Annotated in this window: 9 protein-coding genes, 1 tRNA gene and 1 pseudogene; 7 read left to right on the forward strand and 4 right to left on the reverse strand. The window is 63.5% G+C overall.

What is annotated here, in order from left to right; all coding sequences use genetic code 11:
• Positions 1-101 precede the first annotated feature (101 nt).
• Positions 102-4,442 (forward strand): cytochrome P450, encoded by a 4,341-nt coding sequence (locus tag EJ067_RS32940; RefSeq protein WP_126089236.1) that lies wholly within the window; start codon positions 102-104, stop codon positions 4,440-4,442.
• 16 nt (positions 4,443-4,458) lie between these two features.
• On the opposite strand, the gene EJ067_RS32945 is transcribed toward EJ067_RS32940, so the two are convergent.
• Entirely contained in the window at positions 4,459-5,145 is a 687-nt protein-coding gene (locus tag EJ067_RS32945; RefSeq protein ID WP_126089237.1) for a Crp/Fnr family transcriptional regulator, read from the reverse strand.
• Positions 5,146-5,746: 601 nt separating this feature from the next.
• Between EJ067_RS32945 and EJ067_RS32950 the strand changes: the two genes are divergently transcribed.
• From EJ067_RS32950 to EJ067_RS34840, 3 genes are all read left to right on the forward strand, one after another.
• The gene (locus EJ067_RS32950; RefSeq protein ID WP_126089238.1) at positions 5,747-9,406 is read left to right on the forward strand and encodes a S8 family serine peptidase; all 3,660 of its coding nucleotides are present in this window, start codon (positions 5,747-5,749) and stop codon (positions 9,404-9,406) included.
• A 58-nt stretch (positions 9,407-9,464) separates the two neighbouring features.
• Complete coding sequence (locus EJ067_RS32955; protein ID WP_126089239.1) at positions 9,465-10,916, forward strand: MBL fold metallo-hydrolase; 1,452 nt, start codon at positions 9,465-9,467, stop codon at positions 10,914-10,916.
• Between the two features lie 140 nt (positions 10,917-11,056).
• Positions 11,057-11,227, forward strand: coding sequence for a hypothetical protein (locus tag EJ067_RS34840; protein WP_189510228.1), 171 nt, complete (start codon positions 11,057-11,059; stop codon positions 11,225-11,227).
• Between the two features lie 86 nt (positions 11,228-11,313).
• On the opposite strand, the gene EJ067_RS32960 is transcribed toward EJ067_RS34840, so the two are convergent.
• Together EJ067_RS32960 and EJ067_RS32965 are read right to left on the reverse strand one after the other, a co-directional pair.
• Positions 11,314-11,388 (reverse strand) — tRNA-Val (locus EJ067_RS32960).
• 127 nt (positions 11,389-11,515) lie between these two features.
• On the reverse strand, positions 11,516-12,196 hold the full coding sequence (locus EJ067_RS32965) for a phosphoglycolate phosphatase (protein WP_126089240.1): 681 nt from the start codon (positions 12,194-12,196) through the stop codon (positions 11,516-11,518).
• Positions 12,197-12,348: 152 nt separating this feature from the next.
• On the opposite strand from EJ067_RS32965, the gene rpiA reads away from it, so the two are divergent.
• From rpiA to gor, 3 genes are all read left to right on the forward strand, one after another.
• Positions 12,349-13,080, forward strand: coding sequence for a ribose-5-phosphate isomerase RpiA (gene rpiA / locus EJ067_RS32970; protein WP_126089241.1), 732 nt, complete (start codon positions 12,349-12,351; stop codon positions 13,078-13,080).
• A complete protein-coding gene (locus EJ067_RS32975) occupies positions 13,067-13,666 on the forward strand; it encodes a DUF2059 domain-containing protein (protein ID WP_126089242.1) in 600 nt (199 codons plus the stop codon). The genes rpiA and EJ067_RS32975 overlap by 14 nt, the downstream gene beginning before the upstream one ends.
• A 120-nt stretch (positions 13,667-13,786) precedes the next feature.
• The gene (gene gor, locus EJ067_RS32980) at positions 13,787-15,175 is read left to right on the forward strand and encodes a glutathione-disulfide reductase (protein WP_126089243.1); all 1,389 of its coding nucleotides are present in this window, start codon (positions 13,787-13,789) and stop codon (positions 15,173-15,175) included.
• Positions 15,176-15,235: 60 nt separating this feature from the next.
• Here the strand turns inward: gor and mgtE are convergent.
• Positions 15,236-16,252, reverse strand: a pseudogene (mgtE, locus tag EJ067_RS32985) (magnesium transporter); the annotation flags it as partial.
• Positions 16,253-16,284 lie beyond the last annotated feature (32 nt).

The raw sequence follows: 16,284 nt of genomic DNA on the forward strand, positions 1-16,284 counted from the left end.
GACGATTGTGAAAAAATTCACATACGCCGGAACGAAGCAAACCTAGGCCAAGGGATGGCCGGCATCGCAGTGACGTTGACAGCCGGGGGGCTCGAACGCGCATGATCAGGTGGAAGTACTTCAAGGGCATATGCGAGGCCCAGAAAAAACAGGGTCCGGTGTCGGCAATGCCGCCATTCGACCTCGGCAGGCTGCGCACGAAGGGCGTGTTGTCGCGCATCGTCGAATTCTTTCTTCGGGATCATCCCCTCTGGGGACTGACCTTGCTGCGGCGCTTCCACCCGAACCTCGCCATAGGCCGCAGATTTCTCCTCGTCACCAAGGGAGTGGATGTCCGCGACATACTGGAGCGCGGCGACGAGTTCGAGACGCCTTACGGGCCGGAGATGACCGAGCTGGCGAGGGGATCGAACTTCATTCTCGGCATGCAGGACAGCGCCGCCTACCGGCAGATGAAGTCGGCCGTGCTCAGCGCCTTTCCGCCGTCGGAAGTCGAAGCCGCCGTGAGGCCGATCGCCGAGCGCCATTCGCATGACATCATGACCCGTGCCAGTCCCGGTTTCGATGCCGTTGCCGGATTGATGAAGATCGTGCCGGTGCGCATCTGCCGCGATTATTTCGGCCTCGAGATCGACGACGAGACCGAATTCGCCGACTGGTCGATCGCGCTCAGCGCACTGTTCTTTTCCGATCCGATGGCCAATGCTACGACGCGCCAGCTCGCGATGGTCGGCGGCGACCGCCTGATCAAGGTCATCGATCGATCGATCGCCGCGATCAGGAACCGGCAGGAGAGAGACGACCGGCCGCTGGCGCGGCTTGTCGCCCAGCTCGATCAGAAGCGTCTGTCGCTGCCCGACATCCGTTCCATCATGCTCGGCATGATCGCCGGCTTCGTACCGACCAACGTGCTTGCCGGAGGCAATTGCCTGGACGTGATCCTGTCGCGCGCCGACGCACGGCAGGCGGTCGATGCGGCGCTTGCGGAGAACAGCATCGACAAGCTCGACCGGGCGGTGCTCGAAGCCATGCGCTTCAAGCCGATCTGGATCGGGCCCTGGCGCTACACCAGGCGCGACGCGGTGATCGGCCAGGGCACGCGCCGTGAGCGACTGGTCAAGGCCGGGACCGTCGTGATGCCGGCGACGCTGTCAGCCATGTTCGATCCGGAAATCGTGCAGCGGCCAAACGAGTTCGACACCTCGCGGCCGTATCGCGACTATATGGTTTTCGGCCACGGCATTCATCTTTGCATCGGCGCCGAGATCGCGCGCATCCAGATCGGCGAATGCGTTCGCGCGCTGTTCAGCAAGCCAAAGCTCAATCGCGTCCGGGGCAGGGCCGGCAAATTAGGCTTTGTCGGCGCCTATCCGGCGAACCTCAAGGTCGATTTCGAGCGCTCGCCGCTTTGTCGCACGGTCGACCAGTCGATGGTGACGGTGGTCTGCCCGATCAACCACGCCGTGCCGCTGGACGCCGTGCGCTACAAGGTCGAGGCGCTCGGCAATCCAGCCATCGACGAGCTCAAGGACGCGCTCAACGGGGTCGGCACGATTCATTTCGCCAGCTTGGCAGTCGCCGCCACCGGCAAGGGCGAGAAATCGAGCCTGGAGACCGGGGCGCTCGTATTCGAAATCTCCGGCGACGGCAGCACCGATGACGTCATTGGCGCCATCACGCAAGCCATTGGCCACCGGCTGCGGCCGATCTTCAGGGAGGCGTGCGGGTTGCGGGACGGCGCCTCGCTCGAGGGATTCCTAAAGAAGCATCACATCGCAATATCGCCCTCTTTCGGCAGCGCGGCAGGGCTGGTCTTTGCCGGAACTCCGGGGCATTCGGTCCGGCGCATCAAGGCTGAACAGGAGCTGTTCGAAGCAGTGCGGGGCGTCGTCGAGCGACCGCGCAGTGGCATAGGCGATGCTCCCGCGGTGCTTGCCGAGGCGCGCCAGCGTCTGCGGTTGCTGGAAACATTCCCCTGGGCATTCGAACCGGCCGAAAGTCTGCTCGAGAAACCGCCAGGCAGCTGGCGTCGGGCATTTGGCGCGACGTTCCTTGCGCCGCCGGTGTTTGCAGGCGTTATCGCGCTCTGGCTCGGCTGCGCTTGGCTGACCTATGCGCAAGTGTTCGAAAATCCAGTCGGGTTCGACCTGCGCAGCATCTTCATCGCCGGCATCTCGCTGTTGCTGAGCGCGCTTGGAATACTGGCATCCGCCGCGCTCCTGCTTGCGCTCTGCTTCTGGGCGCTGCGATACCTGGAGGACAAGGATCGGCCGGAGACCACATCGATCGACATATCTTCCCTGAAAGAGATCCTCGCCAAGGAGGACCATGCGGCGCAAAACAATCTGACCGCGATTTCGACGATGAAGGCCGGCGCCTTGAGACGCCTGGCGCTCAGGCTTTCCTTTTACCTGATCTCGATAGGGGCGCAGAAAGCGTTCAGGCCGGGCTTTCTCAACACCATCAACACCATCCATTTCGCCCGTTGGATATTGCTGCCCGGCACCGACAAGCTGATGTTCTTCTCCAACTACGGCGGCAGCTGGGAAAGCTATCTCGAGGACTTCATAGCCAAGGCGGCGGCTGGCTTGACAGGCGTCTGGAGCAACACCAAGGGCTATCCGCGCACGCGCTGGCTGTTTCTCGACGGCGCGCGCGACGGCGACCGCTTCAAGCGCTGGGCGCGGCGCCAGCAGGTGCCGACGCTGTTCTGGTACTCGGCCTATCCAGACCTCAACACTGGGCGTATCCGCATCAACTCCCGGATACGGCGTGGCATTGCATCGGCCATCGGCAACGAGGCTCGCGACTGGCTGAGCCTGTTCGGTTCGCTGCAGCGGCCGGCGGCCGAGAAAACCACGGTCGAAAAGACCACCTCGCTGCTGGCCAACTTCAATTCCGCCTTCCCGACGCCTCTCGAACAGCAACTGGAAACCGGAGAGATCCAGACCATCTTCTTCGGCCCATTGGGCGCGCTTGCCATAGGCCATATGCTGGCGATCCAGGTGCCGGACAACCTGCAGTCGGGAGCCCGCAAGGCATGGCTGGATTTCGTGCTCAAGCGGACAACCTTCGGCGACGGCGTACCCGCCGATCGGGCCATGATCGTGGCTTTCGGCCCTTGCGGGCTCAGACACCTCGGCCTGCAGGGCAATGTCGACGACGATCCGCTCGATACCTTCCCGATTGCCTTCCGGCACGGCATGGGCAACCCGGAGCGCAGCCGCATCCTCGATGATACCGGTGGCGATGGTCCGGAAAAATGGGAATGGGGTTCGGCCGACAGGCGTATAGACGCGGTCATCGTGTGCTACGCCAGGCTGCAAGAAACACTGGAGACGGATGTAGCCGCGGTGAAGCGAGAGACGGCGGGCGCGGGAATGACGATCGTCGCCGAACTGCCGCTCATCGTCAATCGCGAGCCGAAGAAGGATCCCGCATCCTCCCGTGCCGCCAAGAAGGACGGCGAGGCCGCCAAAGACGCCACCAAAAATGACGGCAAGCCGCAGCGCGAGCGCGCCTATGAGCACTTCGGCTTTGTCGACGGCGTTTCCCAGCCGGTCATCCGGGGCACGTCACGCGCCAACAAAGGTGTCGCACCGATGCATCTTGTCGCGCCGGGCGAGTTTCTGTTCGGCTACCGCGACGAGCACGGCTTTTATCCGTCCTCTCCTTCCGTCTCGGCCGCACAGGACCAGACTGGAATCCTGTCGCAGGTGCGCCGCAGCCGTCAAATTCCAGGTCTGCCTCCGCCGCCGCGCGACTTCGGCCGCAACGGCTCCTTCCTCGTCGTGCGGCAATTCGAGCAGCATGTCGATCGCTTCGACGCTTATTGCGTCAAGGCCGCCGCGACCGCTGCGGGCGAGACGAAAAACCCGGCCATCACGCAAGACTGGGTTGCCGCCAAGATGCTCGGCCGCTGGCAGAACGGCAGTTCGATGGCGCGCAATCCTGACCGCCCGGGCCGTGCCATAGACAATGACTTCGCGCTCGGTGCCGAGGATCCGCAAGGACATCATTGTCCTCTGGGTTCCCATGTACGCCGCTCCAACCCGCGCGATTCGCTGGGGGAGGATCGCGAGACCCAGATTCAGATCGGCAAGCGCCATCGCATTCTGCGCGTCGGTCGCACCTACGAGAAAAAGAAGAGGGGCGGAAAGGTCGAAAAAGGTCTGCTCTTCATGTGCCTCAACGCCGACATCGAGCGCCAGTACGAGTTCATCCAGCAGACCTGGGTTTCGTCCGCCTCGTTCCAGGGGCTGGTCGCCGAGAAGGACCCGATGATCGGGACGCAAGAAGGCAGCCACGGCCGGTTCTCGATCCCGTCATGGGAAAAGGTCACGGTGCTTGAGAACATGCCGCAATTCGTCACCACGAAGGGCGGCGGCTACTTCTTCATGCCGAGCCGGTCCGCGCTGCGCTACCTGATTTCGCGGCTCTGATTCGGGTCGATAGCCTTCAGTCGTCGTCCTGCGAATCGGCGATGTGGTTCAGCGCGGCGGCATTGATGATGCGCAGCCCGCCACGTTTGATGGCGATCATGTGCCGGTTGCGCCAGTCGTTGAGCGTCTTGTTGACGGATTCACGCGTCGCGCCGAGGAACTCGCCGAGCTCCGATTGCGAGATCGGAACCCAGCCGGCGGAGTCGGCCATGACGCCGCTGAGGAACACCAGCCGCTTCGCCAGCCGGGCCTCGATGCCGAAGAAGGCCTGGTCGCCGAGCTCTCCGCTGATCCAGCGCAGCCGCGTGCACAGGAGTTCGATCATGGCGCGCGCCAGCGGTGGATTTTTTTCAATTCGATCAAAGAGTTGCGTCCGGCTGAGCGAAACCAGCTCGCATGCGGTGAGGCAGATGGCGGTCGCCGTGCGCGGGCGTCCGTCCAAGGCGCCGATCTCGCCGACGAGGCTGCGCGACAGCTCGATGTTGGCCACCAGCTTCTGTCCGCCCGGTGAATAGAGCGAAATTTCGACCGTGCCGCTCATCACGCCGTAGATGCGGTCGGACGTGTCCTCCTGGACGAACAGGTGCTGACCGGCGGCATAGCGTTCGACCTTGCAGCCGCTGAATAGCAGATCGAACTGACGCGGATCGATCCGCGCCAGACGCGGCAGGCCGCTCCTGTCGTCTGCGCCGGCTGTGGACATGGTGCGATTCCGCCTCTCGTTGAGCGGAAATTGTATGACAAGTGCGTGCTCGATCAAGGCCTGGTCTCCTTTCGTGGCGATTACGGCAACACACGACGGCCTTGGAGATCGAGCGCCAGACGTGCGCTGCCGGCATGGAATTTAGCCGGCAACTTCCCTTGCAACGGGAATCGGAGCGCGCTGGCGGACGCGAACCGATCTGCGAAACGCCGTCCGCGCGCGTGGCGGGAGGTGACCGACGCGCGCGAACAGCAAATCTGAAAATGGCTAGGTGATCGAAATTCCCTGCCGAGGACCGACCCATTTCCAGGTCCGGAAGCCATACGAGCCCGTGCATTTGAAGCAGAAGCCAGTGCCACCCGGTGCGATATCTGTGCGTGAAGTGCGCCCGGCGTATGTGAAGGCGATCACAGAAGCGCTTGTCGGCCGGCGCGATTGTCATTTGGCGAATGTATGTTTCAGGCAACAAGAAGATGATGCCGAAACACAACCGACATGATTGCCTAGTTGGCAAATAGATCGATCGAATCATGGTTTGAAAACTTGGCTTGACTGGAATTGACAGCCGACGCCATGGTTCCATTTGCGGGGAGGGGGTGCGATGGCGGCAAAGGGGCTCCTGGTCAAGGTTCGCGGCGATGGCGCCGGGCTTTCGGCGCAAGGCCGGTCGCTGGGCATCGGGGGCATCCAGGCCGAACCGATCCTGACTCTGCCGCCTGACTACGGAGCAAACCTCGGCGCTGCGGAGGGGCGTGGAGCGACCTGGCTACGTGTTTCCACCACGGCGACAAGCTCGGACAATCCCTGGGACGATGCTCATAAATTCGTGTCCCGCGGCGGAGGTCTCGCAGCGGCTGGCGCTGAAGTGCTGGCGGTTGAGCCCGATATCGATCAGCCATGGCCCTACAAGAACGGCAGCGGCGACCGTGGCATGGCGGCGAGCGCCAGCCCTGCCTGCACCTTCGACGATCAGGACTCTCGCGGCGGCCAGGCGGTTGTCGGGGACGGCGTCGCCTGGAACGCCGGGCCGAATTTCAGCCAATTCGCGGCCGCCCGCGCCAGAGTAGGCGCCAAGCAGACCAACATCACCATCGCTCATCTCGATACCGGCTTCGATCCTGGCCACTGCACCTTGCCGGTCGGACTTCTCGCGACCAAGCAGCGTAATTTCGTCGACGACGGCACCGGGCCGAACAATGCGACCGATCATGCGCCCGCGGGTACCCTCACCAGCAATCGCGGCCACGGCACCGGCACGCTCAGCCTGCTTGCCGGCAACAAGCTCGACGGCACGTCGCCGAATTGGCCGGGCTTCACCGATTTCGTCGGCGGATCTCCGCTGGCAAAGATCCTGCCGGTGCGCATCGCCAACTGGGTGGTGCGCCTGACCACTGGTACCATGGTGCAAGGCATCGACTATGCGCGCCAACAGGGTGCACAGGTGCTGTCGATGAGCATGGGCGGCCTCACCTCGCAAGCGCTGGTGGATGCCGTCAACCTCGCTTATGACCAAGGCCTGGTCATGGTGACCGCAGCCGGCAACAACGTTACCGTCACGCCGCGCAGCATCGTCTATCCCGCTCGGTATAACCGCGTGCTGGCCGCATGCGGCGTGATGGGCGACGGCCGCGCCTATTCCGGCCTCGACCTCGGCACCATGCAGGGCAATTACGGGCCACCGTCGAAGATGAAAACGGCGCTCGGCGCCTACACGCCCAACGTGCCCTGGGCGGAGATCCACTGCGCCAAGGTTGTCGACATGGATGGCAACGGCACGTCGGCTGCAACGCCGCAAATCGCGGCAGCCGCTGCGCTTTGGCTGGCCGAGCACTGGGACGTCGTGAAGACGTATTCGCAGCCCTGGATGCGCATCGAAGCCGTGCGCTTCGCACTGTTTTCAGCGGCGCTGAAGTCGACCGCGGCGATGGGCAAGGCCGAGACGGCCGAAAAGATCGGCCAGGGCGTGCTAAGGGCGGATGCGGCGCTCGCCGTCATGCCGCGACCGGAGAACAAGCTCACGAAATTGCCGCCGGCAAAATATTCGTGGGACTGGCTCGATTTCATCACAGGAAGCAATTCGCTGGCGCCGGTGGCGCCCCAGCAACGCAAGATGCTGGCGCTCGAACTGACCCAGATGGCGCAGCTCTATCCATCGGTCGACCTGGCGATCGCCGACCCGGACGCAGATCCGAAGGCGATCTCGGCTGCAGCGCGCAATCGCTATCTGGAAGCCGCACTGGACGAGGGCAATCCGTCGAAGCCGCTCAGATCCTTTCTCGAGGGCGTCCTGGCGAGGCTTGGTGCCAAAGCTGCAGCCGCGGCCACGCCGCCAAAGGCGACGGCGGTGCCCATCAAGCGCAAGCCGCCGCATCCGCTGCCGCCGCCAAACCGGCAGTTGCGCATCTACGCGCTGGATCCCTCCATCGCCAAGCAGCTCGATTCGGTATCCGTGTTTCAGGCGACCATTTCGGTGCCTTGGGACGATGATCCCTCAAGCGGTCGTGCGTTGCTGCCCGGCCCGATAGGCGAGTATCTGGAAGTCGTCGACATCGATCCTGCGTCCAACCGGGTCTATGACCCGGTCGATCTCAATGACAAGACCTTGCTCGCCCAGGACGGATTGCCACCTTCGGAAGGCAATCCGAAATTCCACCAACAGATGGTCTACGCCGTCGCGATGACCACCATTGGCCATTTCGAGCGCGCCTTGGGGCGTCGCGCGCTTTGGGCCCCGCACTATGCCGGCGGCGACGGCCGCAGTCGCGGGATGGAGGTGAAGGCGCTCGAGGTGCCACGGCTGCGCATCTATCCTCATGCGCTGCGCGCCGGCAACGCCTACTACAGTCCAGACAAGAAGGCTTTGCTGTTCGGCTATTTCCCGGCCGAGAGCAAGGACGGCGATGTCACCACACCGGGCACGACCGTCTTCTCATGCCTGTCGAGCGACATCATCGCCCATGAGATGTCGCATGCGCTGCTCGACGGGCTGCACCGGCATTTCGAGGAAGCCTCCAACCCGGACGTGCCGGCGTTTCATGAGGCCTTCGCCGACATCGTGGCCCTGTTTCAGCACTTCACCCTCAGGGAACTGGTCAGTTTCGGGATCGCCAGAGGAGGGGGCAAGATTTCAGCCGAGACGCTGCTGTCCGGCATCGCGGCGCAGTTCGGTGAAGGCAGCGGCCGCGCTGGCCCGCTGCGCGATTACGTCAAAGACCCCTTCGACTATGCCAAGACCTTCGAGCCGCACGATCGGGGCTCGATCCTCGTCTTTGCCGTCTATCAGGCGTTTCTGGCGATCGTCGACCGCCGCACGAGCGACCTGATAAAGCTGGCTACCGGCGGAACAGGCGTGCTGCCGGCGAGCAGCCTGCATCCCAGCCTGGTCGAACGCCTCACGGACGAGGTTGCCAAGATCGCCGAGCAGATGCTGGGAATGTGTATTCGCGCTCTCGACTATTGCCCAGCGGTCGACATCACCTTCGGCGAATATCTGCGGGCCCTGATCACGGCCGATATCGACGCCTTTCCCGACGATCCGCTCCACTATCGCCTGGCGTTCATGGAATCCTTCCGCAAGCGCAAGCTTCTGCCGCGCGATGTGCGCACGGTGTCGGAAGAGACGCTTGCCTGGAACGCGCCGGAGGAAGCCAAGCCGAGCTGGCTGCGCGCCGCCATATCCAAGATAGACCTTGGCTGGAACCAGAAACTCAAGCGCTCGGATATCTTTACCCTCAACGAAAAGAACCGCCGCGCGCTGTGGCGGGATATGCACCGCGCCTTTGCGGCAAATCCCGACGATTACAAACAGTTCGGGCTGCTGCCCGATCTGCCACGCTACAACAAGAACGGCGGCGTGCAGCACAGGGTGGCCAAGGGCGAGACGACTTTCGACATCCCCAGCGTGCGGCCGACCCGCCGGATCGAGCAGGACGGCTCGTTCCGCACCGAGATCATCGCTGTCATACAGCAGCGTGTTCCGATTGGTCTTGACGGGACGCCGAAGCTGGATGGCGTGAAGCCTGGCGAAGACTTTGTCTGGTTCCGCGGCGGCGCGACGATCATCATCGATCCCCGCCAGGGTCAGGAAGAGATCCGTTATTCGATCATCAAGAACAGCGGCAGCCGAGAAAGGCAAAAGCGCCAAGCCGAAACAGCGACCGCGAACTACTTGTCGCCGCTGCGGGCGCTCTATTTCGGCAAGGGCGTTTCAGAGCCTTTCGCCATGCTGCATGCCAGCGAGGGGGACGACGACCATGCCTAGGAAGCCGGCGCGTCGCGCAACGTCGAGGACAGCGGCCAACTCCGCGGCGGGTCGCGCCATGACTGTGCGGCATTATTGCCAGGGCATCGGCGATTGCCATCTGCTGACCGTGCCAAAGCCGGACGGTTCACTTTTCCGCATCCTCATCGATTGCGGTATCCATGTGTCCATCAAGGGCGGCTCGAAGCTGATCGCTGACATTGTCGCCGATATCAGAACCGAGACGAAGGGCGAGATCGACGTTCTCGTCGTCACCCACGAGCATTGGGACCACGTATCGGGCTTCCTGACCTCCAACGATCTGTTCAAGGGCTTCAGGATCAAGGAAGTCTGGATGGCATGGACCGAGAACGGCGCCGATCCGGAAGCCGCCGAGATCGACAAGTTCAAGGCCAGCGCGCTGACCGCATTGCAGAGCGCAAGCCGGAAGCTGGACGCAGAGCGCGCGCTCACTCCCCATGTGGCAACCGTTCGTTACGGTCTGCAGTCCGTCCTCAGTTTCCAGTTCGGCGCCGCCGGCGAAAGAGTGCGCGCCGCGCGCGATGCGGCGGCCAAGCTTTCAACCAGGCAGCCCTGCTACTTCGAACCGGGCGGACCGCTGCCCCAGGTTCCCGATTTGCCCAATCTCAAAATCTACGTGCTCGGTCCGCCGCGCGACAAGGCGGCGCTTCGGCTCGAGGAAAAGGCCGGCGAAATGTATCCGCTCTCCTCAGGAGGGCCAAGCGCGCGCGCGCTCGCCGCCGGGCTTGCGGTGAACGAGAGCCCTGATGGAACCTATGTGGACGAGCTCAGCCCATTCGAGCGCAATATCGGCACCGAGCTTTCGGCGGCGTTGAACGGCTACAAGGGAGACGACGGGGCGTTCGACATCGGCGCCTTTGTCCGCGATCATTACGCCGGGCCTGTTGCCAACGCCACGCCCACGGAGGGCCTCGACCAGTCCTGGCGCCGCATCGACGCCGACTGGATGGGAATTGCTGCCGACCTCGCGCTGCAGCTCGATCGTGGCGTCAACAACACCAGCCTGGTGCTCGCCTTTGAATTCATTGACACCGGCCACGTCATCCTGTTCCCCGGCGACGCCCAGATCGGCAATTGGCTGAGCTGGAAGGATCTGAAATTCCAGGTGGGTGAAAAGACCGTCACGGCAGCGGACTTGATGGCGCGCACGGTGTACCTGAAGGTTGCCCATCACGGCAGCCAGAACGCCACACCGCAAAAACAGGGCTTGGAGCTGATGACCAGCACCGACCTTTCGGCCTTCATTCCCACCAGCAGGATCGACGCTCAAAACGTTCATTGGGGCGCCATGCCTTACGATCCGATCCTGAGCGCGCTCATGGCGAAGACCAGCGGTCGCGTCATCCGCGCTGACGATCCCTGGCTGGCGAAAGCGAATGGGAAGCCAGCCTTCGCTTCGCCATCGGGCTCGATCCTGGCGGTGCGCAGCGCGCCGCGCGATCCTGCCCGGGGGCCGGGTGGGCTGTGGGTCGAGGTGGATCTGGTTTAGAAACGCCGGGCCTCGCTGCGCACCAAAAACCGTGTTGTTTGGTATGTGCTTCAGGGCCGATTGCGAAAAATCGAAAACCGCTCTATGGAGCGAGGGGCTGAATGAGGGCGGCCATTCAACACATTGCACAAGGTCGCTCCATGCCCGACGAATTCTCGCGCATCATCGCTTTCCTTGCCGTGGTCATGGCCCTGCTGTTCGCAGGGATTCATTTCCATCACGGCAACATCCTGGCCACGCTCTATTTCATGACCGGCGCCATCCTGGTGACTACGGTGACGCATTTGAGCGTGCGCAGAGGGCTGATCTGAGCACCACGTCTGGTGCCACCCGCCTGTTGGCAAAGATCTTCAAGGGATTTCGTCGCGGCCAGATCATCCAACTTCAGAAGGTTGGATGGTGGGCGATGCAGGGATTGAACCTGCGACCCCACCCGTGTGAAGGGTGTGCTCTCCCGCTGAGCTAATCGCCCGCCTGTGGCCCGAAGGCCGTAGCGAGCCGCGATATAAGGGAGGCGGGTGCGCTAAGTCAAGGCGATGTGCTGACGATCTGCCGCGGTTTGTTTTGTGATTTCCTGCGGGCTCGATCCGGCCCGCAGTTCAGCGCGCCGCCGCGATCAATCGTTCTGCCAGTTCCGGCGTCAGCGCATCGAAATGAGAGATCACCAGCGTCGGCTCGAACTCGCGCACATGGCGGTCGGTATAACCGAAATCGACGGCAACCACCGGGATGCCGGCGGCCTTCGCCGTGTCGATGTCGGTTTGCGAATCGCCGACCATCACGGCGCTGTGCGGGTCGCCGCCGGCCAGCCTGATCGTCTCGGTCAGATGGCGCGGGTCGGGCTTGCGGAAGGCGAAGGTGTCCTGGCCGCAGATCGCCGCGAAGTATTTATCCAGGCCGAGCGCGCCGATCAGCGCCACCGAATTCGCTTCGTATTTGTTGGTGCAGACCGCCATCAGGTAGCCGGCGGCCTGGAAGCGGTCGAGCGCCGCGACGACGCCGGGATAGGGGCTCGACTTGCCCGGAATGTTGATCGTGTAATGGTCGAGGAAGAGTTTCAGCAGCCGGTCATGCTCTTCCGCCATCAGCGCCTTGTTCTGCGCCGCATGCGCGCGTTCGATCATGACGCGGCCGCCATGGCCGACGAAGCGCCTGAAGCCGGCTTCGTCGACCGCGGCAAGTTCGCCGGCCGCCAGGCTGTGATTGAGGCTGTCGAGCAGGTCCGGCGCGGTGTCGATGAGCGTCCCGTCGAGGTCGAACACGATGATCGGTCGAGTCATGGCAGTCCTGCAGCGATTGAAGTGCCGCAGCCGATACAAGCTGCGCGGCGGTCAAGCAAGCAGCCTCTATCGGTCCACAGGCAGAGCCTTTGACGGGGCAGGCAAAAATGCTAGGAGGCGCGCGAAACCAGCGAAATCGGAACAACATCGGCATGGATGCAAGACAGTTGAAGGTCGAGGCCGCGCGTGCGGCGCTCGGCCATGTCAGCAGCGGCATGCGGCTCGGCATCGGCACAGGCACCACCGCCGACGAGTTCGTCCGGCTGCTGGCCGAGAAAGTCGCGACCGGGCTTGCCGTCATCGGCGTGCCCACATCCGAGCGCACCGCGGCACTCTGCCGCGAGCTTGGCGTGCCGCTGTCGACGCTTGAAGAAACGCCCGAGCTCGACCTCACCATCGACGGCGCCGACGAGATCGACCCGGCGCTGACGTTGATCAAGGGCGGCGGCGGCGCGCTCCTGCGCGAAAAGATCGTCGCCGCGGCTTCCCAGCGCATGATCGTCATTGCCGACCAGTCCAAGATGGTCGAGACCCTCGGCCGTTTCCCGCTGCCGATCGAGGTCAACAGGTTCGGCCTGCGCGCCACCGAGATCGCGGTCGGGGCGGCTGCGGCAAGCCTTGGCCTGGCCGGCCCGGTGACATTGAGGATGACGGGGGGCCAGCCATTTGTTACAGACGGCGGCCACTTTATCCTCGATGCATCTTTTGGCCGCATTCCGGATACAAGAGCGCTTTCGAATGCTCTCTTCGCCATTCCCGGCGTTGTCGAGCACGGTCTATTCATCGGGCTGGCGTCAACGGCCATCATCGCCGGCGGCGACGGCATCCAAACCGTCCATGCCGCCCGAAAACCAGGGAGTTCTATCGACCATGATGTTGCATAAACGGATTCGCCGCCTTTCGACGCTTCTGGCGGCCTCAGCCGTCCTTGCGCTGTCCTCGCCGGCGTTTTCGCAGGATATCAGCGAATCGCATCTCAAGGCCGCGCGGGCCGCAGTCGCGGCTATTCATGCCACGGACCCGTTCGACAACATCCTGCCGCAGGCCGCGGCCGCGCTCGAGAACCAGCTGATCCAGAAGAACCCCGACATGCAGGAGCTGATCGGCAAGACCGTCACCGAGAAGGCGCTCGGCCTCGCGTCGCGGCGCGCCGATCTCGAGAAGGAGGCGGCGCTGGCCTACGCCAAGGTGTTTTCCGAGAAGGACCTCAACGATATCGCCACCTTCTACAACTCCGATGCCGGCAAGAAGCTGCTCGACAGCGGCCCGACGGTCACGCGCGACCTGGTGAAGGCAGCCGACATCTGGCAGAACGGCGTCGCCCGTGATCTCGCCCAGCAGGTCGGCGAGACACTCGCCGCCGCCGCCAAGGCCGCAGCTCCGGCCAAGCCCGCGCAGGATGCCACAGCGCCCGCCGACGGTTCCGCACCGGCCGATGGCTCGGCACCGGCGGATAATTCGCAGAACTGATCGCCAGTCTGCGCGGCGCAGCGCCGCTGGACCATAAAGCCCGGGTTTCCCCGGGCTTTTCTTTTGACCCCTGGCAGCCTACCTCTGACGCGTCCCTCTCATCTTGCAGGAGCCTATCCGATGGCCGGTTACGATTATGACCTTTTCGTCATCGGCGGCGGCTCCGGCGGGGTGAGGGCGGCCCGCGTTGCTGCCTCGCTCGGCAAGCGCGTCGCCATCGCCGAGGAATATCGCTACGGCGGCACCTGCGTCATCCGCGGCTGCGTGCCGAAGAAGCTCTATGTCTATGCCTCGCAGTTCCCCGAGCATTTTGCGGACGCGGCCGGCTATGGCTGGACGGTGCCCGAGGCGAGCTTCGACTGGCCGACACTGGTTGCCAACAAGGACAAGGAGATCGCCAGGCTGGAGGCGATCTATAAGAGGAATGTGGATGGCGCGGGCGGCGAGACTTTCCATTCGCGCGCGGTGCTCGTGGACCAGCATGCCGTCTATCTGGCCGCCGAGGACCGCACCGTCACCGCGGACCAGATCCTGATCGCCACGGGCGGCAGGCCGGCCCCTCATCCGGCACTTTCCGGCCACGAATATTGCATCTTCTCCAATGAGGCCTTCGATCTCAAGGAGCTGCCGAAGGCGATCATGATCGAGGGCGGCGGCTACATCGCGGTCGAATTCGCCAACATCTTTCACGGGCTCGGCGTGGAGACCACGCTTGTCTACCGTGGCCAGGAGATCCTCAGCCGCTTCGACATGGACCTTCGCCGCTCGCTGCATGAGACGATGGAGAAGAAGGGGATCAGGATCCTCTGCCACGCGGTGTCCGAATGGGTGCGCAAGAACCCGGAAGGCAGGCTGGACGTGCTGCTTTCCAGCGGCCAGGCGCTGACGGTCGACCAGGTCATGCTGGCGATCGGCCGCATCCCGAATACTGAGAACATGGGGCTCGAGGGCGTCGGTGTGGAACTCGGCAAGACCGGCGCGATCGTCGTCGATGAATATTCCCGCACCAATATCGACAACATCTGGGCGATCGGCGACGTCACCCATCGGGTGCAGCTGACGCCGGTGGCGATTCACGAAGCGATGTGCTTCATCGAGACCGCCTTCAAGGGCAATCCGACATCAGCTGACCACGACACCATCCCGACGGCCGTGTTCTCGCAGCCGGAGATCGGCACGGTCGGCCTGTCAGAGGATGAAGCGGTCAAGCGCTTCGCGGATATCGAGGTCTATCGCGCTTCCTTCCGTCCGATGCGGCACACGCTGTCGGGCCGCGACGAGAAGATGCTGATGAAGCTGGTGGTCGACGGCGCTACGAGAAAGGTGCTCGGCGCCCATATTCTCGGTCCCGACGCCGGCGAGATGGCGCAGCTTCTCGGCATTCCGCTGAAGGCGGGGCTCACCAAGGACGATTTCGACCGCACCATGGCCGTCCATCCGACCGCGGCAGAGGAACTCGTCACCATGTACAAGCCGACCTACCGCGTGAAGAACGGCGAGCGCGTCTGAACACGGCGTTGCGGAGCGGAACCGCCGCCGGCAAAGGCCGGCGACGGTGAGGCCAGGGTTTTAAAGCAAGGTGCCGCGCAGGATCACCAGCGCCACCGAGAAGTAGATGACCAGCCCGGTGACGTCGACCAGCGTGGCGACAAACGGCGCCGAGGCGCTGGCCGGGTCGAAGCCGATGCGCTTCAGCGCGAAAGGCAGCATCGAACCCGACAGCGAGCCGAAGGTGACGATACCGATCAGCGCCGCTCCCACGGTCGCCGCGATCAGCACCCAGTGCGGGCCATAGTCGTAGAAGCCGAAATACTGCCAGAGCGCGATGCGGGAGATGCCGACCATGCCGAGGATCGAGCCGAGCACCAAACCTGTCGGCAGCTCGCGCAAGGCGACACGCCACCAGTCGCGAAGGCCGATCTCGCGCAGCGCCAGCGCGCGGATCACCAGCGAGGTCGCCTGCGAGCCGGAATTGCCGCCCGAGCTCATGATCAGCGGGATGAAGAGGGTGAGCACGATCGCCTTCTCCAACTCGCCTTCATAGCTCTGCATTGCGTTCGCCGTCAGCATCTCGCTGAGGAACAATGCGCAGAGCCAGCCGGCCCGCTTCTGGATCATGGCGAGGAAGCCCATCTTCATATAGGGCTCGTCCAGCGCTTCCATGCCGCCGAAACGATGCACGTCTTCGGTCGTTTCCTCGACCATCGTGTCGATGATGTCGTCGATGCTCACGATGCCGAGGATCTTGCCCTGATCCACAACCGGCACCGCGAGCAGGTCGTATTTGGAGATCGTCTGCGCCAGCGTTTCGCGATCGGTCAGCGGCGTGACCGTCACCGGCACGCGGTCCGGCGCCACCGACAGGATCGAGTCCTCCGGCTCGCCGGTAATCAGCCTGCGCAGGCCCGTCGCCCGCAGCAGAAGCTGCGTCTCCGGATCGGTGATGTAGATCGCATAGACGGTCTCGCGGGTGCGCTCGACCTTGCGGATGTAGTCGAGCGTGCGGCCGACGGTCCAGTCCGAAGGCACGCTGACGAACTCCGTCGTCATGATCGAGGCGGCGCTCTCTTCAGGATAGCCGAGAATCGGCGACGTGATCGTTGGCAAGAACACGGGCG

The sequence above is a fragment of the Mesorhizobium sp. M1D.F.Ca.ET.043.01.1.1 genome (assembly GCF_003952385.1).
Lineage (GTDB): Bacteria > Pseudomonadota > Alphaproteobacteria > Rhizobiales > Rhizobiaceae > Mesorhizobium.